The sequence below is a fragment of the Halomonas sp. ALS9 genome, from assembly GCF_001651035.1.
Classification (GTDB): domain Bacteria; phylum Pseudomonadota; class Gammaproteobacteria; order Pseudomonadales; family Halomonadaceae; genus Vreelandella.
Genome location: NZ_LXRG01000201.1, coordinates 239,247 through 264,853 on the forward strand (window position 1 = coordinate 239,247; position 25,607 = coordinate 264,853).

Annotated in this window: 23 protein-coding genes; 9 read left to right on the forward strand and 14 right to left on the reverse strand. The window is 56.9% G+C overall.

Translation table 11 applies throughout. The features are described from left to right. Window positions 1-42: 42 nt before the first annotated feature. The 10 genes from A6R74_RS18960 to A6R74_RS19005 form a co-directional block, all read right to left on the reverse strand. The gene (locus tag A6R74_RS18960; protein WP_064236025.1) at window positions 43-1,854 is read right to left on the reverse strand and encodes a single-stranded-DNA-specific exonuclease RecJ; all 1,812 of its coding nucleotides are present in this window, start codon (window positions 1,852-1,854) and stop codon (window positions 43-45) included. Window positions 1,855-1,875: 21 nt separating this feature from the next. Next, window positions 1,876-3,264, reverse strand: coding sequence for a threonine synthase (thrC, locus tag A6R74_RS18965; RefSeq protein WP_064236026.1), 1,389 nt, complete (start codon window positions 3,262-3,264; stop codon window positions 1,876-1,878). A 6-nt stretch (window positions 3,265-3,270) separates the two neighbouring features. Continuing rightward, window positions 3,271-4,587 (reverse strand): homoserine dehydrogenase, encoded by a 1,317-nt coding sequence (locus A6R74_RS18970; protein WP_064236027.1) that lies wholly within the window; start codon window positions 4,585-4,587, stop codon window positions 3,271-3,273. 110 nt (window positions 4,588-4,697) lie between these two features. Continuing rightward, complete coding sequence (locus A6R74_RS18975) at window positions 4,698-5,501, reverse strand: DsbC family protein (protein ID WP_064236028.1); 804 nt, start codon at window positions 5,499-5,501, stop codon at window positions 4,698-4,700. Next, the gene (gene xerD / locus A6R74_RS18980) at window positions 5,476-6,357 is read right to left on the reverse strand and encodes a site-specific tyrosine recombinase XerD (RefSeq protein WP_064236029.1); all 882 of its coding nucleotides are present in this window, start codon (window positions 6,355-6,357) and stop codon (window positions 5,476-5,478) included. Before xerD ends, A6R74_RS18975 begins: the two co-directional genes overlap by 26 nt. A 136-nt stretch (window positions 6,358-6,493) precedes the next feature. Continuing rightward, a complete protein-coding gene (rplS, locus tag A6R74_RS18985) occupies window positions 6,494-6,850 on the reverse strand; it encodes a 50S ribosomal protein L19 (protein ID WP_035576506.1) in 357 nt (118 codons plus the stop codon). A gap of 192 nt (window positions 6,851-7,042) precedes the next feature. Next, window positions 7,043-7,804, reverse strand: a complete 762-nt coding sequence (gene trmD / locus A6R74_RS18990) for a tRNA (guanosine(37)-N1)-methyltransferase TrmD (RefSeq protein ID WP_064236095.1) — start codon at window positions 7,802-7,804, stop codon at window positions 7,043-7,045. Between the two features lie 101 nt (window positions 7,805-7,905). Continuing rightward, complete coding sequence (rimM, locus tag A6R74_RS18995; RefSeq protein ID WP_064236030.1) at window positions 7,906-8,451, reverse strand: ribosome maturation factor RimM; 546 nt, start codon at window positions 8,449-8,451, stop codon at window positions 7,906-7,908. Between the two features lie 43 nt (window positions 8,452-8,494). Next, a complete protein-coding gene (gene rpsP / locus A6R74_RS19000; protein WP_009098555.1) occupies window positions 8,495-8,743 on the reverse strand; it encodes a 30S ribosomal protein S16 in 249 nt (82 codons plus the stop codon). A gap of 266 nt (window positions 8,744-9,009) precedes the next feature. Further along, a complete protein-coding gene (locus tag A6R74_RS19005) occupies window positions 9,010-9,993 on the reverse strand; it encodes a LacI family DNA-binding transcriptional regulator (RefSeq protein WP_240488271.1) in 984 nt (327 codons plus the stop codon). Window positions 9,994-10,219: 226 nt separating this feature from the next. Here A6R74_RS19005 and A6R74_RS19010 point away from each other — a divergent pair, with 226 nt between their 5' ends. The 5 genes from A6R74_RS19010 to A6R74_RS19030 are packed head-to-tail and all read left to right on the forward strand — an operon-like array spanning window position 10,220 to window position 14,960. Beyond that, window positions 10,220-11,260, forward strand: coding sequence for an ABC transporter ATP-binding protein (locus A6R74_RS19010; protein ID WP_064236032.1), 1,041 nt, complete (start codon window positions 10,220-10,222; stop codon window positions 11,258-11,260). Continuing rightward, window positions 11,257-12,390 (forward strand): extracellular solute-binding protein, encoded by a 1,134-nt coding sequence (locus A6R74_RS19015; protein ID WP_064236033.1) that lies wholly within the window; start codon window positions 11,257-11,259, stop codon window positions 12,388-12,390. The genes A6R74_RS19010 and A6R74_RS19015 overlap by 4 nt, the downstream gene beginning before the upstream one ends. Window positions 12,391-12,443: 53 nt before the next feature. Then, the gene (locus tag A6R74_RS19020) at window positions 12,444-13,325 is read left to right on the forward strand and encodes an ABC transporter permease (protein WP_082906748.1); all 882 of its coding nucleotides are present in this window, start codon (window positions 12,444-12,446) and stop codon (window positions 13,323-13,325) included. Next, the gene (locus tag A6R74_RS19025; protein ID WP_064236034.1) at window positions 13,322-14,134 is read left to right on the forward strand and encodes an ABC transporter permease; all 813 of its coding nucleotides are present in this window, start codon (window positions 13,322-13,324) and stop codon (window positions 14,132-14,134) included. Before A6R74_RS19020 ends, A6R74_RS19025 begins: the two co-directional genes overlap by 4 nt. Before the next feature lie 58 nt (window positions 14,135-14,192). Further along, complete coding sequence (locus tag A6R74_RS19030) at window positions 14,193-14,960, forward strand: metallophosphoesterase (RefSeq protein WP_064236035.1); 768 nt, start codon at window positions 14,193-14,195, stop codon at window positions 14,958-14,960. 27 nt (window positions 14,961-14,987) lie between these two features. Here A6R74_RS19030 and ffh read toward each other — a convergent pair whose 3' ends face one another. Next, the gene (gene ffh / locus A6R74_RS19035; protein WP_064236036.1) at window positions 14,988-16,415 is read right to left on the reverse strand and encodes a signal recognition particle protein; all 1,428 of its coding nucleotides are present in this window, start codon (window positions 16,413-16,415) and stop codon (window positions 14,988-14,990) included. Between the two features lie 433 nt (window positions 16,416-16,848). On the opposite strand from ffh, the gene A6R74_RS19040 reads away from it, so the two are divergent. Together A6R74_RS19040 and A6R74_RS19045 are read left to right on the forward strand one after the other, a co-directional pair. Continuing rightward, a complete protein-coding gene (locus A6R74_RS19040) occupies window positions 16,849-17,646 on the forward strand; it encodes a cytochrome C assembly family protein (RefSeq protein WP_064236037.1) in 798 nt (265 codons plus the stop codon). A gap of 105 nt (window positions 17,647-17,751) precedes the next feature. After that, window positions 17,752-19,026 (forward strand): HlyC/CorC family transporter, encoded by a 1,275-nt coding sequence (locus A6R74_RS19045; protein ID WP_009288263.1) that lies wholly within the window; start codon window positions 17,752-17,754, stop codon window positions 19,024-19,026. 15 nt (window positions 19,027-19,041) lie between these two features. Here the strand turns inward: A6R74_RS19045 and A6R74_RS19050 are convergent, their stop codons facing one another. Next, window positions 19,042-19,707: a 1-acyl-sn-glycerol-3-phosphate acyltransferase gene (locus A6R74_RS19050; protein ID WP_064236038.1), complete on the reverse strand. Its 666-nt coding sequence runs from the start codon at window positions 19,705-19,707 to the stop codon at window positions 19,042-19,044. Then, window positions 19,704-20,318 (reverse strand): TetR/AcrR family transcriptional regulator, encoded by a 615-nt coding sequence (locus A6R74_RS19055; RefSeq protein WP_064236039.1) that lies wholly within the window; start codon window positions 20,316-20,318, stop codon window positions 19,704-19,706. Before A6R74_RS19055 ends, A6R74_RS19050 begins: the two co-directional genes overlap by 4 nt. 215 nt (window positions 20,319-20,533) lie before the next feature. On the opposite strand from A6R74_RS19055, the gene A6R74_RS19060 reads away from it, so the two are divergent. Together A6R74_RS19060 and A6R74_RS19065 are read left to right on the forward strand one after the other, a co-directional pair. Then, window positions 20,534-21,220, forward strand: coding sequence for an SOS response-associated peptidase (locus A6R74_RS19060; RefSeq protein WP_064236040.1), 687 nt, complete (start codon window positions 20,534-20,536; stop codon window positions 21,218-21,220). Then, window positions 21,220-24,078, forward strand: a complete 2,859-nt coding sequence (locus tag A6R74_RS19065) for an insulinase family protein (RefSeq protein WP_064236041.1) — start codon at window positions 21,220-21,222, stop codon at window positions 24,076-24,078. The genes A6R74_RS19060 and A6R74_RS19065 overlap by 1 nt, the downstream gene beginning before the upstream one ends. A gap of 28 nt (window positions 24,079-24,106) precedes the next feature. Here A6R74_RS19065 and sbcB read toward each other — a convergent pair whose 3' ends face one another. Then, entirely contained in the window at window positions 24,107-25,600 is a 1,494-nt protein-coding gene (gene sbcB, locus A6R74_RS19070) for an exodeoxyribonuclease I (protein WP_064236042.1), read from the reverse strand. Window positions 25,601-25,607 lie beyond the last annotated feature (7 nt).

Genomic DNA, 25,607 nt, shown 5'->3' on the forward strand with positions numbered 1-25,607 from the left:
GGGGCGTCCTTACTTGGCTTATTGAGGTTATAACGTAATTAATTAAATGGCGCTGGCGTGCTCGACCATCAGTTGGAGGGTTTCACGGCCGCGCCAGCGATTGCGGTTGAGCTTATAAGCGCAGTGCAGCGTATCGCCAACGCTGAACCCAGGCAGCTCCCCCGGCGTTAGGGCGCGAAACCAGATCGCTTTGCAAGTTACCGGGCCGGTGGAGAGCTCCAGCATCAGGTGCGAGCCTTCAGCGCCCACCGGGCGCAGCGCCTCGACAATAAAGCGACCCTCAAACAATGGCGGGTCAAACTCCCGCCCATAGGGGCCAAGGGTTTCGATCTCTTGCAAGGTGGTCAGCGAAAGCTGCGCCGTGGAGAGTTCACCATCCGTCCAAAGTCGCGGGTAGAGCGTTCGCCCCTGCAACTGCTCGCCTACTGCCTGCAGGAAGGCCGTCTTAAAAGCCTCAAGCTGATCCCGTGGCACACCCACCCCTGCCGCGCCACTGTGGCCGCCAAAGCGTGGTAGCGCCTGGGGAGCGAGCTCAAAGGTGCGCTGTAGGGCATCGCGCATATGCAGCCCGTCAATCGAGCGGCCGGAACCGGTAAGCATGCCCGGTGCAGACGCTTGGGTAAGCACCAGCGCTGGACGCCCGTAGGCCTGCACCAAACGTGAGGCAACAATGCCCTGCACGCCTGGGTGGCCATCTTCCAGCAGCACCACCACGGCGGGCTCATCGGCGTTCAGAGCCACTGTGGCGAGCGTACGCGCCTCGGCGGCCATATCGGCCTCAATGGCTTTACGGGACTGATTATCCTGATCCAGCACGTCGAGCTGACGATTGGCGACGCCATCGTTTTCGGCGAGCATAAAGTGCAGCGCTGCGTAGGGGTCGTCCAGCCTCGAGCGGGCGTTGATACGCGGCCCCATCTGAAACGCTAGTGTCTCGGCGTTAAACGGCACGCTGTCGGCGCCTAAACGTGTGGCCATCGCCCGCCAGCAGGCCGCATCCATGCGATTGATAAGCTTTAAGCCTTGATTGACCACCGCGCGGTTTGCCGGGCTGCCGCCCAATGAAACACAATCGGCAACCGTACCCAAGGCCACGTAAGAGAGCCAGGGCGACAGCTTGGGCGTGGATTCAGACAGCGCCCCCCACTCGATCAGCACACCGCGAGCCAGTGACATCAATAGCCACGCCACCATACAGCCAGCGATGGTTTTGTCGGGATACTCGCAGTCATCACGGGTAGGATTAACACATGCAAATGCTGAGCTTGGCGGCCCCTCGATAGGCAGCGCATGGTGGTCACTCACCACCACATCGATACCTGCCGCTTTTAGGCGCGCGATACGCGGCTCATCGGAGCTGCCACAATCGGCGGTAATCACCAGGGTGGGAAACGGCTTTTGCGCCAGGGTGCGCTCTACCAGCGGCAGGCTAATCCCGTAGCCGTCGTGAATACGATGGCCAATCAAACTGTGCAGCTTGCCTTCCGGCACCCCAAACAATTCCACCAGCGTGCGCCGGATCACCACGTGAGAGGTGATGCCATCCACATCGTAGTCGGTGAGGATACCAATCGCTTCGCCTTCCGCTACCGCCTGGGCAATACGCTCGGCGGCACGACGGCCGTCGGCAAGTTTCTCCGGGTGGGCCAGATAGCGCAGGCTGGGCGCAATTAACGGCGCAAGCTCACCGCTGTAGCCCGGCAACCGCGAAGCTAGTAGGCGCGCCTGCAGCTCGCTTAAGCCTTCCGCCTGGGCACGGGCATAGAGCGCCTCGTCCACGGGACGAGGCTCTAAGCGTGGTCTGGTTGTGCTAGAAGAGAGCGTGCTTTGGGGTAAATCTGTCACTGCGGTCATCGATGTCTCAAAGGGTAGGTCTCAACGCCGATTTTCCACGACGAACTGCTGCACGGCGGCAAGCTCGTTGGGAAGTACCGTGTAACGCTCTTCGCGCTCAATCAGGTCTTCCATATGCGGCGGCAGGGGTACGCCCAGGAACCCCGCTTTTACTACCGCCTCGGCAAACTTGGCCGGGTGCGCGGTGGCCAGCGTTATCATCGGCGTTGACTGATCTGCCCGGGCACGCTCGGCGGCACGGTAGCCTGTGGCGGTATGCGGATCGAGCATTTCACCCGTGCGCTTATGCGCCTCGCGAATCACCTCAAGGATGGTCGCATCGTCCACGCTGTAGCTGGTGAACTTCTCACGCAGTTTCGCTAGCGGCGCATCGGCCAGGGCCGTGGGCTCATTCTGGAAGCGATCAAGCAGCTCGGATACAGCTAAACCGTCGCGGTCGTAAGCGTCAAACAGCAGACGCTCAAAGTTTGACGACACCACGATATCCATGGAAGGAGCCAGCGTTGCCGCCAATTCTTTTTTGGAAAAATCATTAGCGGCCAGCGTGCGGTGCAGAATGTCGTTGGCGTTAGTGGCAATGATGAACTGCTTCACCGGCAGGCCCATTTTGTAGGCCATATAGCCTGCAAACACATTGCCAAAGTTAGCCGACGGCACGCAGAAGCTCACTTCACGGTGCGGCGCTCCCAGAGCAACGCCTGAGGCGATGTAGTATACGATCTGCGCCATAATGCGCGCCCAGTTGATCGAGTTCACCGCCACCAAACGCGTACCTTTAAGGAACGTCTGGTCAGCAAAGCTCGCTTTAACCATTGCCTGGGCATCGTCGAAATTGCCTTCAATGGCAACATTGAAGACGTTATTTGCCAATACCGAGGTCATTTGACGACGTTGAACTTCCGAGACCCGGTTGTGTGGGTGCAGGATAAAGATGTCCAGATTGTCGCAGTGGCGGCAGCCTTCAATCGCTGCCGAACCGGTATCTCCGGAAGTCGCCCCCATGATCACCGCACGTTCGCCGCGCTTTTTCAAAAAGTGATCCAACAGGCGGCCGAGCAGCTGTAGCGCCACATCCTTAAATGCCAGGGTCGGGCCGTGGAACTGCTCAAGCAGAAAATGGTTAGCATCTAGCTGTTTGAGGGGCACGACTGCATCGTGATTAAAGGTCGCGTAGGCCTCGGTAACGATACTGCGGAAAGTCTCGTCGTCGATCTCACCGTTCACAAACGGCTTCATCACTCGGAAAGCAATCTCCGCGTAGGAGAGTCCGGCCATATTAGCCAGCTCTTCCTTAGAGAACTCAGGTAGGACTTCCGGCACATATAGCCCGCCGTCGCTGGCCATACCGGTGAGCACCACTTCCTCAAAGGAGAGCGCGGGCGCCTGCCCGCGCGTGCTGATATAGCGCATCTTGATCTACTCCCCTTCGTCCAGGCCTTCCACGCGGATGCGTGTAACAGGCCCGGCGATATCCGCCATGGATTCGATTTCACGGATCGCTGCGTTCATCTGCTTCTCTTTGGTGCGGTGAGTAAGCAGAATGATCGGCACTAATTCACCTTCGGTGGCCTCTTTCTGAATCAGCGCTTCGATAGAAATGCCCTGTTCGGCCAAGATAGTGGCCACCCGCGCCAGCACACCGGGACGATCCACCGCCAATAGACGCAGGTAGTAGGCGGTAATGATCTCTTCCATCGGCATGATGGGCAGTTGGCTGACGTCTTCGTCGATACCGCTAAACGCCAAGTAGGGAACCCGGTAGTGGTGATCAGTAGAGATATCGCGCGCCACGTCTAGCAAATCGGCAACCACCGCTGAAGCAGTCGGCTCGGCGCCCGCTCCGGCTCCGTAGTAGAGCGTCGGCCCAACGGCGTCGCCCATGACCGCAATGGCATTTTTGACGCCGTGCACATTGGCCAGCAGGCGCTCTTTAGGAATCAGCGTGGGGTGAACACGCAGCTCCAACCCTTGATCGGTGCGCTTGGAGATACCCAAGTGCTTGATCACGTAGCCCAGATTGTCTGCCTGTTCGACGTCTTCGGCGGTGATCCGCGAGATGCCTTCGGTGAAGGCTTTCTCGAACTGCAGCGGTACGCCGTAGGCAATCGAAGCGAGGATAGTGAGTTTGTGCGCCGCGTCGATACCTTCCACATCAAAGGTCGGGTCGGATTCGGCGTAACCCAGCGCCTGGGCTTCCGCGAGCACGTCTTCAAAGGCACGGCCTTCGTCGCGCATATGGGTAAGAATGTAGTTGCCGGTGCCGTTGATAATGCCCGCCACCCACTCGATACGGTTGGCACCCAGGCCTTCGCGTAGCGATTTAATCACCGGGATACCACCGGCCACCGCGGCTTCAAACGCCACGATCACGCCCTTCTCATGCGCGGCCTTAAAGATTTCGTTACCGTGCACCGCGATCAACGCTTTGTTGGCGGTGACCACGTGCTTGCCATTTTCAATCGCGGTGAGCACCAGCTCACGGGCGATATCGTAACCGCCAATCAGCTCCACCAGGACGTCTACGTTGGGGTTGGTCGCCACTTCAAATACATCAGAGGTGGCATTGATGCCGGTAATATCGCAGTCAGGATGAATACTGCGGTGAGCCACCTGTTCAATCACAATAGGGCGGCCAGCGCGACGCGCAATATCGTCGGCGTTGCGGGTCAATACGTTAAAGGTGCCGCCACCGACAGTGCCTAAACCACAGATACCTACTCTTACCGGTTTCAAAATACTTCCCCTTTCGTGTTGTGCACCTGGTGGTGCTGGCCTTAATTACGGTTTTGATGTCGATCTTAAAGACCGTGTCTCAACGTTTTATATTCACTTGCAATGTGAGGTTATTGATCATCCAAGCCTAACATGGCAGAGAGCCGCTCGGGGGGCACAAATCCCGGCACTAGCTGCCCATTGGGTAAAATAATTGCTGGTGTGCCCTTTACGCCCAATGCTTTGCCCAGATCATACTGCCCTGCTACGGGATTGTCGCAGTTCGCAGCGCTGGAAATAGTCTGGCCTTCCTTGGCTTGGGTCATCGCTTCGCTGCGGTTATCCGAGCACCACACTTGCTGCAGCGTTGTGGCAGCCTGGCTACTCATGCCCGCACGGGGAAACGCCATATAGTGAACGGCGATACCGCGTTCATTCAACTCCGGAATAGTGTCGTGTAACCGCGCACAATAGGGGCAAGTAGGGTCAGTAAACACCGTTATAGTGGCTTTGGGCTCATCGGCGCCACGAAAGATCACCAACTCACCGTCAGGCACGGCTGCCAGCGCATCGGCACGCGCCCGGTTTTGCTCTTGTTCGGTCAAATTGACCAGCCCTTGATCGCCATTTTCATACAGGTCGCCGACCAGGAAGTGGCTACCGTCAGCGTTAGAGTAAAAAGATTCACCGCTCTCCAGCCGCACATGATAAACGCCCTTCATAGGCGTTTCGGTGACCGCTTCCACGGGCATCGACTGGCCATTGACGCTCAGCGATCCAGCCAGTTGATCTGCCACGTTATCGGCCTGGGCAGCGGCAGGTAACAGGCTGACGGTTAACAAACACGCCAGCATTGAGAAAGGTGTCAGTAAAGGGTGTGCTACAAAACGGCGTTGACGCATTATCAATTCAACCTCGTGGGTGATGTTCTGCATGCAGGTTTTCCAAGCGCGCCTGGGCCACATGAGTATAAATTTGGGTCGTCGACAGATCGCTATGACCCAGCAGCAGCTGTACGACCCGCAAATTGGCCCCATGATTCAATAAATGGGTCGCAAAAGCATGGCGAAGCGTATGCGGTGACAGTGGCCGGGTGATGCCTGCCGTTATCGCATGCACCTTAATCCGGTGCCAAAAAGTTTGCCGGGTCATGGCTTTATCGCCCCGGCCGGGAAATAGCGCGGGGCGTGTTGGGTCGCTCATCAGCGAAAGCCGTGCGGTCTGCATATAGTGGGCCAGCCAATCCGCCGCCTCTTCACCCATGGGTACCAGACGGTCTTTATCGCCCTTACCGCGCACCCGCACCACGTTTTGACGCAGGTTGACCGCGTCGCCGGTGAGCCCTACCAGTTCAGAGACCCGCAAGCCACAGGCGTAAAGCAATTCCAGCATGGCGCGGTCACGAACGCCCAACGGCGTATCAGTATCGGGCGCTAATAGCAGGCGCTCCACCTCGTCCTCTTCCAAGGCATTCGGCAAACCGGGGATCACGCGGGGTAGCTTGATATCGGTGAGTGGGTCGGTTTCCACCTGGTTATTTAAACGCCCCCAGCGGTAGAAGCTGCGCAGCGTCGACAGCAGCCGGGCATTGCTACGCAGTTGATAGCCTTCCTCCCGGCGACTGACCAGCCACTCACTAAGACGCTCCGGCGGCGGCGCCAAGAGCGCATCGCCGTGGCTCTCCAAGTGGGCTTGCCAGGCGGTTAAATCGCGTCGATAGGCGGCTAACGTATGATCGCTGGCACCCTGCTCTAACCACAGGGCATCTAAAAATGCATCGATAACGCTCATACGTCAGCAGTCTCCAGCTGTTTGTTATCAAGCCGCTATATAAAACAAAACCCCGCCCCGCAAAGCGGTGACGGGGTTTTGGTATCCGGGCGCAACGCGTGCAAAAGAGCAGCGTGCGCCCGCGGAGCAGCGGCGTTTAAGCCAGCTTTTCCTTGATACGTGCAGAACGACCGCTGCGCTCGCGCAGGTAGTAAAGCTTGGCTTGACGCACGTCACCGCGACGCTTGACTTCGATCGAGTCAACCAGCGGGCTGTAGGTCTGGAAAGTACGCTCTACGCCAACGCCGTGAGAAATTTTACGCACGGTGAAAGCGGAGTTCAGGCCACGGTTACGCTTACCGATGACCACACCTTCAAACGCCTGCAGACGCTCGCGAGTACCTTCTTTTACTTTTACCTGAACGACAATAGTGTCGCCGGGAGAAAAGGCAGGAATTTCCTTGCCCATTTGCTCAGATTCGATCGCCTGGATCACTTTGCTTTTGCTGCTCATCATCATACTCCTGAATAACGTGTTGGCTTGACCGCTCAATCATGGGTGGCGGAAGCCGTGATCCCGGCGCTCGAAACGAGCTACGCGGGAGTCGTTATGGGTGACACAGGTGCGCTTTTTCGCCCTGCACCGCCGCTCTGTGCCAAGTAGTTGAAAAGCAACGTCGTTAAAAACAGCGTAGCTTAAAACCAACTACTCAGTGGACAGAGCGTGTTCCTCGATAAACTCGTTCAACAGCTTGCGCTGTTCGGCGTCTAATGTTCGCCCTTGCAAAAGATCGGGTCGACGTTGCCATGTACGGCCCAGTGACTGCTTTAACCGCCAGCGCTTGATGGCTGCATGATTTCCGCTTAGCAGCACATCCGGCACTTGGCGCCCGTCAATGACTTCTGGACGGGTATAGTGCGGGCAGTCTAACAGACCGTCATTAAACGAGTCTTCGACAGCGGAGTCCTGATGGCCCAGCACGCCGGGAATCAGCCTTGCCGCTGCGTCAATCAGCACCATTGCTGGCAACTCACCGCCGCTCAGCACATAGTCACCAATCGACCACTCTTCATCAATGTCACTCTCCACCACGCGTTCATCAATGCCTTCATAGCGCCCTGCCACGACCACTAAGGGCCCGGCGGAAGCCAGTGCTTGAACGCCCTGCTGATCCAACTTACGCCCCTGGGGCGAGAGGTAGATCACCGTCGGCACTAGACCGGTGGCTTGCTGCGCCCGTTCCCGGGCATCAAAGATCGCTGCGCGCAGGGTGTCGACTTTCATCAACATGCCTGGACCACCACCATAAGGGCGGTCATCGACGCTGCGGTGGCGATCAGTGGCGTAATCCCGCGGATTCCAAAATTCCAGTGCAATGCGCTGTTTCTCCACCGCTCTGCCGACCACGCCTTGTTGCGTTAGCGCGTCGAACATCTCGGGAAACAACGACACGACACCAATCCACATTGCAGGCGCTGCTGCTTTGCTCTCCGTTTCCGGCGCGCTGTCACTTTCAAACTCAGTTGAGTCAGTAGGTACATCACTACTCAAACTGCCCATGAGTTTGGTCAAAATTCCGGATCCCAATCAACGACCATACGGCCCTCTTGGGAACTGATTTCGATAATGACATCGTCTGGCAAAAATGGCAGCAGTCGCTCGCGTTTGTCGATTGACTCAGAATCGCCGCGAACCACCATGACATCGTTAGCGCCGGTTTCAAACAGGTAGCTCACCCGCCCTAGCCGTTCGCCGGCCTGAGTGAAGACCGCCATGCCTTCAAGCTCATGCCAATAATACTCATCGGCCGGTAGCTCAGGCAGTGCGTCCTTGGGCAGTACGATGTCCGTTTGGGCTAATGCTTCTGCCGCATCCCGGTCATCCACGCCTTTAAGCTGCACCACAAGCCCTTTGCCCTGCCGATGTCCCTGAACAATGGTCACAGGCATCAGGGTTTTCCCCTTGCGCACCCACCATTCGGGGTAGTCCAGAATGTTGTCCATGGGGCTGGTGTATGAGTACACCTTGAGCCAACCTTTTATCCCGTGAGGGCTAGTCAGTTTGCCTAACACCACATGCGTGTCGTCAGTATGGCTTGTTTCAAAACGCGTCATCGACGACCTCTACTTACAACATCAGACTCTACTTTAAACAGGCTTAGGCCTGTTTGCGTGCTTCTTTGACCAGCTCAGCAACGCGACCAGACAGCTGGGCGCCTTGGCTCTGCCAATGAGTAACACGGTCTAAATCAACACGCAGACGCTCTTCCTGACCACGGGCAACCGGGTTGAAGAAGCCAATACGCTCGATGAAGCGACCGTCGCGAGCGTTACGCGAGTCGGTAACGGTCAGGTGGTAAAAGGGACGCTTCTTGGCGCCACCACGGGCCAAACGAATGGTAACCATACGATAACTATCCTTCGGTTGAGGTTACGAGAGTGTGGTTATAGCGAAAATCGCTATCGGAACACTCGTCGTGCTGTTTTCTTGGTGCTAAGCATGCCCCATAAAGAAACTCGCTTAGTGCCATTAAGGCCTTCACTGAGCGCTGCTACCGCTACGTTTTGACGTATTTGGGCAACACCCACGCATGAAGAGGCCGCATTCTACGCAAATGCGCACGACTTGGAAAGCCTGACAGCCAGAAAACTCACAACGCGTCAACCACTGCATTAGCCACTGCTGCGCGGGACAAGGGTGACGCCAACCCTGATGACCTGGTTGTCGCAGGTTGGATCCTGAACCCTCGTTTCGAGCAGGCGCAGTGCCTCCAGCGCCGTCTCATTTACCGGATTACGCACTGTGGTCAATGGACAGCGCCCCCAGGCGGCGCCAGGTACATCGTCGAACCCAGTGATAGCCACATCGTCCGGCACCCGGATACCGCGTTGCGCTGCGGCTTCAACAACCCCCAGAGCCATGGCGTCGTTAGCACATATAATGGCATCAAGCGACAAACGGGAATCCAGTAGCGCCAGCCCTTCACTTACCCCGCTCGATAGTGAGAAATTTCCCCGGCGCTGCGCCTGTAGTGACAGGCCGTAATGTGCTAATGCCTCCTCAACGCCCTGACTGCGCTCTTGATCTGAGAAGGTATCTGCCGTGCCCCCCAACCAAGCAATGCGTTGCCGCCCCTGTTTGACAAGGCGCTCCACCAGCTGCCACATGCCCTTTATATTGTCGCAACATACCGCATCAGCGCCGTTTTTTTCCAGCACTCGACCGATCAGCACCAGTGGGGCCCCCGATGCCTGGCAGCGATCAGCGATATCACGGCTGACCGATCCCGCGGCGACAATTGCTCCATCCACCTGGTAGGCCAGCGCATGATCAATCATCTCGGTCATGTTGGCGTCTCGAAACGCTGGCAAAAGCAACGGTTGATAACCATTAGTACTCAGCACTCGAACGAGATGTTCCAGCAACCAAGCCTCGTAGGGTCGCGATATTTCACCCGCCACTACGGCCACTAGGCCAGTACGCTGGCCTGTTAGCCCGCGGGCAATCAAATTAGGACGATAGCCCAGAGCCTTGGCAACGCGCAGTACGTGCTCGCGCTTCCGGACGGCTACCGACGCTCCTGGGGTAAACGCCCGCGACACCATTGCCCGGGATACACCGGCCGCTTTGGCGACATCATCTGCGGTTACACGCACCGAGATAACCGACCGTATTTAACAATTTCAAGCACGCTTTTACCGCTCTATCCATTAGATAACACGGGCCATTTTAACATTTTTGAGCCGTCTCTGGAGTGTTTTAAAAGCTACATCAAAACGTCACAGACGCGCGGTAATTTTGCTTTATTGAAATTTTGCACGCGCGTTCAAAAATCCCCAACGTTGCTTTTCAAAATCACTTGTTAACACTGGAGGCCGACCAATGCGCACCGAAGCACTTGCACTCAATGACGTAACGATTGACCTCAGACAACAGCGTATTCTGGAAAGCATCCATCTGGATGTGGAACCAGGCAGCTTCACCTGCTTGCTAGGCCCCTCCGGCTGCGGCAAGACAACGCTATTGCGTGCTATTGCTGGTTTTACGCCCCTGAGTCGCGGCGATATCCGTCTCGGTTCAAAGTCGATTGCCCATTTGCCGCCCGAAAAACGCCAGACCGCGATGGTATTTCAATCCTATGCGCTATGGCCCCACATGAGCGTCGGCGACAACCTGGGTTACCCACTAAAGCTGCGCGGAATATCCCGCGCGGAGCGCCAGCAGCGAGTGGCAAAGATATTAGCGAGGCTAGAATTAAGCGGCTTCGAAAACCGTGCGGTAACACAGCTTTCCGGCGGGCAGCGGCAACGTGTCGCCCTTGGTAGAGCGCTGATCATCGATCCACCGCTGCTGCTTCTTGACGAGCCGCTATCCAATCTGGATGCCGCCATCCGTCGCAACTTACGCGGCGAGTTACGTCGCCTGCAAAAGTCGCTAGGTATCACCACCATCATGGTGACTCACGATCAGGAGGAAGCCCTACAGATGGCTGACCAGATCGTGCTAATGCGAGCAGGTGAGATTGTCCAGGTTGCCTCGCCGCAACATCTCTACCATCACCCCGCCGACATCGCCGCCGCACGTTTTCTTGGCGTGGACAATACGGTTAGCTGCGAAGAGCATGATCCGCCCAGCGCCAGAGGCGCCACCAAGTTCGGCTTCCGAACCCAGGATGCGGTGATCAATATGCCGCTTAACGCGGCGGCCCTGACCCGTAAAGGCCGCGTGACCGACTGTCTATACACCGGCAATGGCTATCAGGTCTCACTGTCTACCGATGGCGAAGAGCTCTGCGCCACGACCGCTTCCCCTATTGCTTTAGGCACTTTCGCGACGCTTCAGGTGCCTGAGTCGGCTCTGATTTCTTTCGGGCCGGATGACCGGCATATGCCGCCACTTGATCGACATGAGGACATCGCATGAAACCCTTGACGCTTACGCTCGGCTTTTTAACCGCTACCCTTGCTGCCCCCGCCATGGCGGCTACAACGCTTAATGTGTTTACCGCGGGTGACGACAATATGGTTGAGTACATCAACGAGTATCTCTCCCCGCGATTCGAAGCCACGCACCCTGACGTTACGGTGCGCGCCCTAGGCACCGGCCCTGGCGATGCAGGCAGCCAAGCTATTTATGAAACCCTCAGCGCCCAGCGCAACCAAGCAACCTGGGGCGTCGACGTTGCAGTCGTGCACCAGCGTATGGCGGGGCAAATGGTTAAAGAATATCTGCTCGCCGATTACGTTGACAGCATTTCCACTGGCGCTTTAGTCAGCGCCCAAAGCGCAAGCAATGCGCTGGGCGTCGATGTAGAAGGCTACGTGATGCCGATGTTCCAGAGCCAGATCGCCATCGCCTATAATCCTGATCTTCTAGCACAGCCGCCGGAAAGCTACGCCGCGCTTGCTGACTGGGTTGAGGAGCACCCAGGCGAATTCGGCTATAACGGCATCACCGGTGGCATGGCGGGGGTCGGCTTTGTGTTCGGCTGGATGTACGCCTTTACCGACATGGCTGGCACCCTGCAAAACGGTCCTTGGGAAGAGGATGCACCAGCTCGTTGGGAGTCAGCGCTTAACCAGCTGAGCACGTTCAATCAGCACGTCACCATGACACCAGGTAATGCGGGCACCCTGGACGCCATGAACCGCGGCGAAATCGCCATGGGGCCGGTGTGGATGGATATGTACTACACATGGAAAGCTGATGGTCGTCTCAACCCCAACTTTCGCTTGCTGCTGCTCGAACCCGGAATGCCCGGCCAACCGATGTACTACACCATCCCCGAACGCGCCGCTGAACCTGACCTAGCCGCCGAATTCATTGCCCTAGCGACCAGCCCGGAGATACAGGCCGAAGGCATTGTTGGCCAGTTCAACTGGTTCCCGGGCATTGACGCTAAGCATGTTCGCAGCGAGCTCAGCGACGCTCAATGGGAACAGCTCTATGCAGACGTGTCACCTGAGACCCTTGCCACCCGAGGCTTCTCGATGCCCCAGGCTGACTACTTTCGCGCCATTCTGGAAGCCTACGAAAGCCACGTTAGCCGCTAACGTTTTACTTGCCACCATAGGGGGCGTTTGCCCCCTTCTTCGTAGAACGCTATATGACCACTTTATCCTCTAGGACATATCCACCCATTGCCGCGCGAAAACCTTTTATACAATCAGCGCTGGGCACGCTGCTCGTTTTGCCCGCACTGACGGCAATAGCGTTGCTTTATGCGCTGCCTTTGGCCCGTTCGCTCGTCACAGCATTTCGTGACAGTAACGGCGCCTGGACAACGGAGCATATTGCCCGAGCATTTTCGCTCTATGGCCGTGACATTCTGTTCTCCATTGGCGTTGTGTCGGCCTCCCTTGCGTTGATCACGGTGATATCCATCGCCATTGCGGGCTACCTAGTACTAGGTACTACGCCCTGGGCAGTACGTATGCTGCGTTGGCTCTATCGCTGGCCACTCTTTATTCCTTTCGTGGTGTCAGGTCAGTTAGCGCGATCTTTTCTGTCCACTAACGGCATGATGAACGGCGTACTGGTCGAAACGGGGTTGTTGACGGCAGCCAACGCCCAGAGCTTTTTGGACTGGCGAGGACTGGTGCTGACATTTGCCTGGAAGCAGATACCGTTCGTCACGCTACTACTCGCAGGCGCCATGGCGGCTATCGACCGCAGCCATATCGAAGCCGCCCGTAATATGGGCGCGGGCAGACTACGCTGCCTTTTCAATATTCTACTGCCCCAAGCAGCACCCACACTCTGGGTAGGGTTGATTCTCTCGCTGGTGGCAATGCTCTCGGTGCTATCCGTGCCGCTAATGCTGATCGCAGGCAACCCCACCATGATGACTTCGATGATGGCCCACCGGATTACTTACTACGGTGATTACGGCATTGCCAACGCCCTAGGGCTATTCTCCTATGCACTGACCGCCTTTACCGCCTGGGTATATTTGCGCCTGACGCTACGCCGGGAGGCAACTGCATGACATTATCTAAACGACTTTCGCAGATCGGGCTTGGTTTGATGCTGGGCTTGGTGGCTTTTATTGTCTTTGGCCCCCTACTGAACCTTGCCATGTGGGCATTTGCCGAGCAATGGTTTTACCCTAATCGTTTTCCTACCGATTGGGGCTTCGCTTTCTGGGAGCGCGTATTCCGACCTCGCGCAGGGGCCTGGGAATCGCTATTTAATACAGTGATTGTGGCACTGCTGGCGGTATTAGTTTCGATGTCGTTGGCGATACCTGCGGGTTATGCGTTGGCACGTCAGGCACTACCTATGCGCAACCTCATCATGCTGCTTTTCCTTTTACCTCAGGCGTTTCCCAACTTACCAATCTTCGTCAACATCGCTGCCATTTTCTACCAGTGGGGGCTTAACGGCACGCTGGTCGGCGTGGTGCTGGTGCACTCACTGCCTGGACTGGTTTATGCCGTTTGGATTGCGACCGCTTCCTTTGCCACCGTGGATCGTTCGCTGGAGGAGGCCGCACGCAACCTCGGCGCCTCACCGCTGCGCTGTTTCAACGACATCACTTTGCCCCAAGCCCTACCTGGGTTGCTAGCAGCCTCAATCTTTGTATTTCTCGACAGTATCGATGAATTCACCGGTACGTTTTTTGTCGGTGCACCGGAGATCACCACACTACCGCTACTCATGTTCAACGCCTCTATGGGCGGCAACTATCAGGTGGCCGCCATTACCGCGCTAATACTGCTAATTCCCTCTGTCGGCTTCATGCTGGTTATCGAGCGTTTTTTGAAAGCCGATGTATTGGCCCGCATTGGCCGCTAGCCGTTGACGATCTGTTAACGAACTTTTCTGAACAAACTTTTTGCTAGGTTTCACCTAAATGTTGATTGCCCACTTATCTGATTTACATCTTTTCACTGAGCGCTCCGAAACGGGTGAAGCCCGCGCCGACATCGCTCAGGTTGTCGAAAGCATCATCGCGGACCTGCTCACACTGAACCCCTTACCGGATATTGTGGCTATCAGTGGCGATTTGGCCGACGGCGGCAGTGAGGAAGACTATCAGTTGATACGCCACCTGCTTGCGCCACTCCCCATGCCCATTCTGGCAGTGCCTGGCAATCACGATAGGCGCGAGGCAATGCGGCGAGTGCTGGGCAATCAGCTGGCGGGACTTGAAGTAGGCGAGTTTATGCAATCCAGAATCGACACCCATGGCATCACCCTGCTGGGCCTGGATTCGGTAGTAGAGGGGGAAGCGCGGGGGGCGCTGTGCAATACGCGATTGGCGTGGCTAGAAAAGCAGCTTCAGCACACCCAACCAGTCACTTTTCTGGTACTGCATCATCCGCCCTTTATGACAGGGAATCCGCATTGGGATCCTTACAGCCTGATAGACGGTGGGGAGCGCTTTATGAAAATCATTAGCGGCTCACCAAAACGCATTTTATGCGGGCACATCCACCAACCCTTTCATACCTACTGGGGCGGTCATTACGGTGGAATCGCCGGGAGCCCGGCGTTCCAATACAATTTAGCACCCGGCAGCGTTACTGTGCCGACCCCCTGTGAGGTGCCATATTGCTATCCATTGCACGACTGCAAGCCAGATGGCAGCGTGATTGTACACTTGCGTCATGTGACTTGAGCTCAGACTCCCTGAGTTCACAGTAGCTTAACGCCGCGGCAATCCGCCTGGGCCACCCATACCGCCCATACCGCCGGGGCCACCCATTCCGCCAGGCCCACCTGGGCCACCGCCGCCCATCATGCCTGACATACCACGCATCATTTTCTGCATACCGCCTTTCTGACCTGCTTTCTTCATCATTTTCTGCATTTGCTTATGCTGCTTGAGCAGACGATTCAAGTCGGGCACTTGCAGGCCTGCGCCAGCAGCGATGCGGCGCTTGCGCGAGCCATTGATAATGTCAGGCTTGCGGCGCTCCTTAGGCGTCATTGAGTTAATCAGCGCTTCCAGCTTGCCCAGCTCTTTCTCGGGGCCAGGGCCTTGAGCCATTTCGGCCATCTGCCCCATGCCGGGTAATTTACCTATCAGACCGCCCATACCACCCATTTTCTTGAGTTGCTGAAGCTGGTCACGGAAATCTTCCAGATCAAAGCCATCGCCTTTTTTGACCTTCTTGGCCAGTTTGTCGGCTTTGGATTTATCGACAGTACGTTCGGCTTCCTCAATCAGCGACAACATGTCGCCCATACCCAAGATGCGCGAGGCGACCCGGTCGGGGTGGAACGGCTCCAGAGCGTCGACTTTTTCGCCCATGCCCATGAACTTGATCGGTTTGCCGGTAATGTGGCGTACCGACAGCGCCGCACCACCGCGGGCATCACCGTCGGCTTTAGTCAGGATCACCCCGGTTAGCGGTAGCGCTTCGCTAAATGCCTTGGCGGTATTGGCGGCATCCTGGCCGGTCATGGCGTCGACGACAAACAGCGTTTCCTGGGGCGAGACCGCTTTATGCAGCGCCTGGATTTCCGCCATCATGGCTTCATCGATCGCCAGGCGACCGGCGGTATCGATCAACACCACATCGTGGAACTGAATCTTGGCGTGCTTAATGGCCGCTTCGGCTATCGCTACCGGCTGCTGGTCAGAGCGCGAGGGGAAGAAATCAACCTCGACCTCTTTGGCCAGGGTTTCAAGCTGGTCGATGGCCGCCGGACGGTAAACGTCGGCAGATACGACCAATACTTTCTTCTTCTCACGCTCGCGCAGGTAGCGGGCCAGCTTGGCCACAGAGGTGGTCTTACCCGCGCCCTGTAGACCGGCCATCAATACAACGGCGGGGGAGCCCTTAAGCACAAAGCCGTCGTTGGCTTCGCCCATAATCGCTTCCAGCTCTTGCTGGACGATTTTGACGAATTGCTGGCCTGGCGACAGGCTTTTAGAGACTTCCTGCCCGACCGCCCGCTCGCGCACGCGCTCAATAAATTCCTTGATGACCGGCAGCGCTACGTCGGCCTCAAGCAGCGCGCGGCGTACTTCGCGCAGGGTATCTTTAATATTGTCGTCGGTCAGGCGGGCCTGACCCTTAATCGACTTTAACGTCTGGGAAAGACGCTCGCTTAGATTCTGGAACATGGGGCCTCTCTGCCTCCGTCACTGCCGTCGGCGCGCACGCCCTGGACTAATTAGTGAAAAGATTATACGCGCTCATGCGGTGAGTCTCCATGGGAGAGTACTCGCGACCCTACTTCAAGCAACCCTGCTTCAAACAACTCTGCTTCAAACAACCCTGCTTCAAACAACCAAGGCAAGCCGTCATCTGATCACCAAGGATGGCGGAAATGCTGGAGTTGTCGGGAACATTTTTCCGACCATGACAAAAGAGCCTTGCTTACAGACCTTGGCACTCCTAAATACTTACTCTGAGTGCTTACCCATTTTCATACGATTGCCCCGCTGGGCGACGCCGCTTGGATTAGTTATAGTAGTTGAATAGATTTTCGTCGTAACCACACTTAATTTGTTTATTTATTCACCGCAACGCGCTGCAAGGCGCACGGATAGCATCATGCAGGCGCTCCCTTTCGCCACGATGGCTTTTATTATTTATGTTGCCGCTGCCATCTGGCAGGGCATGACGCTGTTCCGGCGTGTACCGCCCCGCCAGGGCATGGTGCGTCTGCTTGCCGTACTGGGTTTACTGCTACACATTCCTGTCGTGATCAAGCTAATGGGGCAATCACCAGGCCTGCTGCCAGGCTTTACCACCAGCGCTACGCTGTTGATGGCGGTGGCGGTTAACGTGGTGCTGGTAGCCAGCCTGTTTAAACCAGTGCTTAACGCTGGCATTGCGCTGTTTCCGCTAGCGGGCATTGCGCTACTCGCCGCCACTTGGCTGCCTAATCAAGGCGGCCACACCGGCCTGACGCCAGGCATTTTATTGCACGCGATAAGCTCAGCGCTGGCCTTTGCCGTATTGGCGATTGCCGCCGTTCAAGCCGTGCTGGTCGGCCTGCAGAACCAGGCGCTGCGCCACCACCATATTCGCGGCATTGTGCAGTCGCTGCCTCCGCTAACCACCATGGAACGGGTGCTGTTCGAACTGGTCTGGGCGGGCATTATTCTATTGACGCTCTCCATCGCCAGCGGGCTTATTTTTCTGGACAACTTCTTTGCCCAACATTTGGCGCATAAAACGGTGTTGTCACTGCTCGCCTGGATAATCTTCACCACGCTTTTGATCGGCCGCTACCGCTTTGGCTGGCGGGGCATGCGGGCAGTGCGTTGGACATTGGGCGGCTGTGGCCTGCTGGTATTAGCCTACTTTGGCAGTAAGTTCGTACTTGAGATTGTACTCAATCGATAGCCACTCAACTGCTGACGGGGGCACCACCACGTCTTTGGTTGTCTTGACACACCACTCGCTACCTTCTACAAATCGAGCCTAATTCGCCACAAAGGACTTTTCGACTTGAGCGACGACTTCCCCCTGGGGTTACTGTTCGGCCTGCTAGCCTTACTGATACTGCTTTCTGCGTTTTTCTCCAGCTCTGAAACCGGCATGATGTCGATTAACCGCTACCGCTTGAGCCATCAAGCTAACAGCGGTGACCGCAGAGCCAAACGGGTTATGCGCCTGCTCACCCGACCTGACCGCCTGATTGGCGTTATCCTGATCGGCAACAACTTCGTCAATAACCTAGCGGCATCAATTGCCACCATCATCGCCATTCACTTTTTTGGTGACGTATCAGGGCCTGCCATCTCTACTGCCCTGCTGACCATCACGATTCTGATTTTTGCCGAAGTAACGCCGAAGACCTACGCCGCGATTAAGCCTGAGCGTATCGCCTATCCCACCTCCTACGCGCTTGAGCCGCTGTTAAAGCTGCTTTACCCGCTGGTCTGGCTGGTCAACGTCATGTCTAACGGCTTGCTCCGGCTGGTGGGTGTGAAAAGCGTTGATAACGGTGGCGATAGCCTAACCCGCGACGAGCTGCGCACGGTGGTTCACGAGGCAGGCACGCTGATCCCCTATCGTCACCGGGCGATGCTGCTATCGATTCTCGACCTTGAGAACGTCACCGTGAATGACATTATGGTGCCGCGACATGAGGTACTGGGCATCGACCTGGATGATTCGCTAGAAGATATTTTGACCCAGATCCGTACCAGTCAGCACACCCGGCTACCGGTCTATAAAGGCGATATCAATAATATTATCGGCATGCTGCATCTGCGCAACGCAGCCCGCTTTCTGTCCCGTGACGAAGTCACCAAAGCATCGATTGTGCAGGAGGCTCGCGAGCCCTACTTTATTCCTGAATCCACGCCGCTTCATACACAGTTGCTCAACTTTCAAAAGCAGAAGCGGCGTATCGGCATTGTGGTGGATGAGTACGGCGACGTGGAAGGCTTAGTCACACTGGAAGATATTCTGGAAGAGATTGTGGGCGAGTTCACCACCGATGTCTCTGAGGATGAAGAGATCCATCAGCAGGACGACGGTAGCCATGTGATTGAAGGCACCGCCAATATCCGTGAAATTAATAAGATGCTTGGCTGGCAGCTACCTACCGACGGACCCAAAACGCTCAACGGGCTCATTCTTGAGCACCTCGAAGCCTTTCCAGAAGGCCCAGCGTGCCTGCAGATTGGCAATATGCGCATGGAGATTTTGGAGATTCGCGATAATCTCATCACCTCGGCACGCTGCTGGCAAAAGCTGCGGGCGCCACGCCGCTAGTGAGGGATAAGCAAGCTAACGGCGGTTGGCAAGATCTTGATCCGCCGCCGCCTTCAACGCCCTAACCCGTGCTTCAAGAAACCGTCGCAGCGCTATATCATCGGCGTCCAGGCGGTTGAGCGGCGGCCCAAAGTGCAAACTCACTGGCGCCCGAAAGCGCTTAGGGCATTTCTTTAGCGCTTTGCCGTTATGATGGGATGTCCACGACCCCCACAAGCCTGCCAGCCCTGCCGGAATCACCGGCACATCGTCCCGGGCTAGAATCGCCTCTAAGCCGCGCCGGAAGGCGTGAATCTCGCCATCCGGGGTCAGTCGCCCTTCAGGGAAGACCATCACGACCTGCCCCTCGCGTAGCGCTGCGCTGACGTCATCCAGCGCGCGCCTGAGGGCGCCAGGGCTACGCCGTTCAGACTCAATGGGAATAGCACCGACCAACTGAAACCACCACTTAAGCCAGGGAGAATCAAAAATCGGTTGATCCATGACAAAGCGCAGCGGCCGGGGGCTAGCACCACCGAGCACCAAGGCATCCATAAAACTAACGTGGTTACACACCACCAGCGCGCCCCCCTGCTTGGGGATATGCTCACGCCCATGCACCTGTAGCCGGTAGCAGAGCCGCATTGAGACAAAAATCAGCCAGCGCAGTGCCTGGCGGGCCGCATTGACCCACCCCGTCACGTCGACGCCTCACGATGGCGCAAGCCGGCCAAAATAGTACTCATCAACTGATCCAGCAACTCATCCACCTTCAACTGCTGCCCCTGCCAGTAGCCCAATCGCTCATTAAGCCCAAGCTGGACTAGCCCATGAACGCTACCCCACAGCGTGCGCCCCAAACGGCGGGCTTCGAGATCATCCAGCGCTGGCTGGTAAGCTTTGATCGAGGTCTCCACTTGGGTAAATAGCGCTTCGATCAAATCGCTTTGGCGCTGATCGAGTTCACCCTCTTGGGCCAGCGGGTAATCGAACAGCAGTTGCCAGCGGTAACAGTCCTGCTCGGCGAACCGCCAGTAAGCACGCGCCAGAGAGCGCAACCATGGCTCGGGATCATCATCGGCCAGGCTGGTAATGGTGTGCTGCAGGCGCGCCAGGGTTTCCACGTTGACGTGCTGCAATAAGTTATTGAAGCTGCCATAGAGCTTCAGTAGGGTGCTGGGGGCGCAGCCGACCTCTCTGGCCAAAGCACGCAGTGAGAGACCATGGACTGGCTGCTCAGCCAACCACTCATCACAAGCGTGCATGACCTGCGCGTGGAGGGCATCGGGCGCATGCTGTCTAGGACGGGCCATGGCGATCTCTTAAGGTCAACGGCAAACAAGAAGGAAGCCTCACTGCGCTTTAGCGGGAGCAAGGGATACGATAGGATACCTTACATCGAACACTGTTTTCGACACTAAAACACACCATTTCGTGCTTTATTGCGCGAAGTCCCCCGCTATGCAGGTACACTTCCTCGACGATTTTGCTTAATTCCCGGGAAGATCTTAATGAGTAGGAGATAGCTATGACGGGGCGACTGCATGTGCAACATTTACCGCTGACCCGTTTAATACCGACGCTAGCCACTCCTGAACCGCTGGTTGAATCGCCCAACTTAGCGCCTAGAAGGCCCATCTCGGCGATTCGCCTTGAGCAGGGGCAGTATCAACTCTCGTCAATTTTCTGGGGGCTAACCCCCCCCTGGCTGGAGGTACTGGATCACGCCCCCCACTGCGCCCGGGCCGAAACCCTTGAGTCACGCGCTATGTTTCGCGATGCCTTTAGCGCCCGACGCTGCGTAATTCCGGTGAGTGGTTTCTATGTCTGGAAAACCCAGCCGCGTAGCAAACAGCCCTATTTAGTCACCCAAGTATCCCGGGCACCGCTGCTATTGGGCGCACTTTGGTGCCGCTATCACACCACGTTAACGGCGTTCACTGACTCCACTGCACTGATCACCGTGCCAGCTAATTTGCTTCTATCGCCGCTAACCGACCGTTTACCGGTCACTATTCCCAGCCACGCGCTATCCGCTTGGCTCAACCCGGATACGGATTTAGCGACGCTTAATTCGCTATTAACCCCCGCGCCATTGGAACTGTTGGGCGCTTTTCCGGTATCTAAACATGTCAATAATCCCGCCTACCAGTCACCGGCTTGTGCCCATCCCACCGGGTCGATGCTGCGCTGGGCTGTGTCACAGGAGCTGTAATGTTGCAATCCACTTGCTTAACCCGCCGGCGGCTTTTTCCCCAGCGCGCACTGCTTGGCGTTATTGCCAGCATCGCAATGATGCCACTCGCCTTCGCCGCGAATGATGACGCTGTTGCCGACGCCATTGCGGATACGGTCACCCCAATCATTAGCCCTTATGACAGCCGCGACTACCGAGTTTTGACGCTTGAAAATGGCCTCAATGTGTTATTGGTCAGCGACCCGGAGGCTGACAAAGCGGCAGCGTCGATGAATGTCCGGGTCGGCAGCGCCCAAGACCCCGATGACCTTCAGGGATTAGCGCACTTTCTTGAGCACATGCTGTTTTTAGGTACCGAACCCTACCCAGAATCCGACGGTTACCAGCGCTACATTTCCAATAATGCGGGTTCCCACAACGCCTTTACGGCGCAGCAGGACACCAATTACTTCTTTGATATTGAGCCGTCAGCGCTACCGGGAGCGCTTGACCGTTTCAGCGAATTTTTTCTCTCACCGCTGTTTAACGCCGACCACCTGGAAAGCGAGCGCAATATCGTTCATTCGGAGTACATGGCGCGGATTCGCGACGAATCCCGACGTGAAAACGATGTGCTCAATCAGTTACTCAACCCTGACAACCCCACCACCGGCTTTGCTGTGGGTAGCCGGGAAACACTCGCCAGCCCGCCTGAAGGCGAAGCCACGCTGCGTGAGCGGGTGATCGATTTTTATCACCAACATTACGACGCCAATGTGATGAACTTGGCGATTGTGGCGCCGCAGCCGCTGGATCAGTTGGAAGAGCTGGTCGCCGAACGTTTTGCCGATATTCCCGACAACGACTTAAGCGTGCCGACGATTGACGCGCCACTGGTTGATTCAGACACGCTCCCCCACTATATCGAGCGTCAGTCGCTGCAGGATCGCCGTCAATTACGCTTCTACTTCCCGGTACCCGACCCCACCGACGACTACCGCACAAAACCCACCCAGGTAATCGCTCACCTGCTTGGTGATGAGGGTGAAGGCAGCCTGCTCGCCGTACTGCGCGATGCTGGACTGGCCGACGGGCTTTCCGCCGGCGTTGGCCGCGGTGATGGTAACGAAGCACTCTTCACTATCTCCATCAGCCTGACACCCGCTGGCGCCGAGCGCTTGGACGATATTGAAGCCACCCTGTTTGCGGCCATTGAGCAACTGCGCAACGACGGCCTGTCCGAATGGCGCTATGACGAGCAGGCCAAGCTCAGCGAGCAAGCCTTCCGCTTCCAGCAACATGGTGCCCCGCAGCAAGAAGCCACGCGCCTCTCCATGAGCCTATCGCGCTACCCGGTAGAAGACGTGCAGTATGCGGCCTACCGCATGGATGGCCCAGACGCTCAGCGCCAGCAGACTTACCTGGATGCCCTAACGCCGGATAACATGCTGCGCTTTTACTCGGCGCCGGATGTCGAAAGCGAAACCGTCTCACCGTGGTTTAATACTCAGTGGAAAGAACAAGTGCCCGACCAGCCAGGTCAGGTACTGAGTGGCTTGGAGCTCCCTGGCCCCAACCCCTTTATTGCCAGTGATTTAACGTTACTAGAGGGCCAGGATGAACACCCCAGCCTGTTAGTCGACACGCCCTCGTTTACTGCTTGGCATATGCAGGACGCACGCTTTGACACCCCGACAGTTGAGTGGCGCGTTAGCCTGCAAAATCCCTCCGCCAGCTACTCTGCAGAAGAAGCCGTACTCACCCGGCTGCTCGCCAGCTGGCTCAACGACAGCTTGAATGAATCTCTCTACCCAGCGTGGCTAGCGGGGCAGTCGTTTAGCGCCTACCCTCACGCCCGGGGGATGACGCTGTCGTTCTCGGGCTGGCGGGATGGCCAAACCCCGCTGATTGAACAAGCCCTTGAGCAATTAGCACACGCAGAAATCACCGGCAGCGCCTTTGAGCGCGTGCGTTATCAGCTGCAGCGGGAGTGGCGCAACGCGCCGCAGGCCTCGCTCACCGGTCAAGCCAGCCGCACGCTTGGCGAAGCCTTGCTCACACCACAGTGGTCTACCGCCGAGCTTCTCGCCGCCAGCGAGCGCTTTGAGCGTGGTCACCTGGAAGATTTCCGGAAACGCTTCTTAAACGACCTGTACGTCGACGCCATGGCGGTGGGTAACCTGGATGCGGACCTGGCCCGTGAACAGACACAGCTGATGCGCGCCAAGCTCAAGCCACGACTAAACCGCGACGCCATTGCTAACTTAACGCCGCTTGCGGCGAGTGAGGAGCACAGCGTGTTGCACCCTCATAGCACGCGGGATGAGTCCTTGGTACTGCGCTACTTACAAGGCCGCGACCAGACGCCAGAGGAACAAGCCACCACCGCTGTGATCGCGCAGTGGCTGGAAACGCCGTTCTACCAACAGCTACGCACCGAGCAGCAGCTCGGCTACATCGTCAACGCAGGCTATTCACCGCTGCTCGAAGCACCGGGCATTGCGCTCATAGTGCAATCCCCTGACGTAGACAGCGGCACCATTGCCGAACGCATGGAGGCGTTTCTTGACGAGGCTAACCAGCGTCTTGAACAACTTAGCGACGAGGACTTAGTGCCTTATCGTCAAGCGGTTCACGACCAGTTGCGCCAGCGCGATACCAGCCTTGCAGGCATGGCCAATCGCTATTGGCAAGCCACGGCGCTTGAAGACGTTCGCTTCGACCGCCGTGATCAGTTGGCCGAACTAGTGCTTAACGTTAGCCTTGAGGATATTAAGGCTCTCTGGCCATCGCTGCGCGAGCACACTCTGGATATACGCTTTAATCCAGGCGACGAACCTAGCGATGTAAGCGATTACCGCGAAGCACGCTCAGCGCTGCCTAAAGTGCGCGAATAAACAGCGCCGTTAGACCATCGGCACCGGCTCAGGCGTCAAACGCCTGGGCCGGCATCATGGCTTCCACGAACATCACTAGCTCTTCCAGAATCTGCCGCTCACGATCAGTGAGCGTTTGCTGATTGTACTGAGCGATTTCCCGCGCAAACGCCTTGAGCGTAAAGCCCGCCAAAGCTGGGTCATTGATGCGCATCCAGCGAAACGCTTCCCACTGCTCGCGTTCTTCGCCCTCCAAGGTATCGGGGTAACTGCGCGCACGAAAGCGAAATAGCATCTCTTCCAAACGCGGATCCTGAAACGCAAAGCGCTGCCCTACCAAATCCCACGGCTCCATCTCGCGCACCCGTTCCATCTGCTGACGGTCGGCAGCGGAGAAAAAACTGCCGGAATAGAGCATCAGATCAGGGTCTTGGGGCGCATCGTCGTAACCTGCACTAAACACCTCCGCGACCTTCGCAGCGACACCGCTGGCATCGCGCAGGGTTTTCCAGTGCTGCCGACAGGCCGTCACATCCAAGCCTAAGCGCTCGACGATGGTGCCGTACTCGCCCTGATGAGGCCCCTCAACGTCTTTCAAAGCACTGGCGGGGAACACCACCGGGCAACGGTTGATATGAATCACTTTCAACGGAATACGCGCCTCACCTTCGGCAAGATCCTGCTGACTGACAAACACCCGCTCACGAATCTGCTCCGCCGACATGCTCAGCATATCGTTGGGATCAACGCTCAAATCGTAAACGATCACCCCGTTAGGGTTAGTCGGGTGTTCGGCCAATGGCATCACCAGGGCACTACAGCCCCGGCTGGCGGGATAACGGCGGGAAATATGCAGCAGCGGTTTGGCGTTGGGCAAGTCGAGCTGCTTAGCCACCGCGCGCTTTCCGCGCAGACCGAGTAGATAGTCGAACAGCTTGGCATTGCGCGCTTTGAGCAAACGCGCCAAAGCGATAGTGGCGCGTACATCCGCTACCGCATCGTGGGCCCCCTCATGGGCAATACCGTTGGCTGCAGTTAAGTGCTCAAGCTTAAAGCTGGGCGCACCGTCTTCGCGCAGCGGCCACTCAATGCCATCAGGACGCAGCGCATAAAAGGCGCGCACAATATCGATCAAATCCCAGCGCGAATTGCCGTTTTGCCACTCGCGGGAATAAGGGTCGAGCAAATTGCGGTAAAACAGGTGACGGGAGACTTCGTCATCAAAGCGCAGGCTGTTGTAGCCTACTACGCAGGTACCCGGCTCGCTCATCTGGCGCTGAATCTCACCCGCAAACACTGCTTCAGGGAGACCATGACGTTGGGCTTTTTGAGGGGTAATACCGGTAATCAAACAGGCGGCAGGATGAGGCAGATAGTCATCGGCGGGTTTGCAGTAGAGCTCAATCGGCTCGCCGATCTCGTTCAAATCGGCATCAGTGCGCAGGGCTGCGAACTGTGCCGGCCGATCACGGCGCGGATCCGCCCCGAAGGTTTCATAGTCATGCCAGAGAAAACTGGCAGGGGCAGCATTGGGTGATGCCATGAATAAA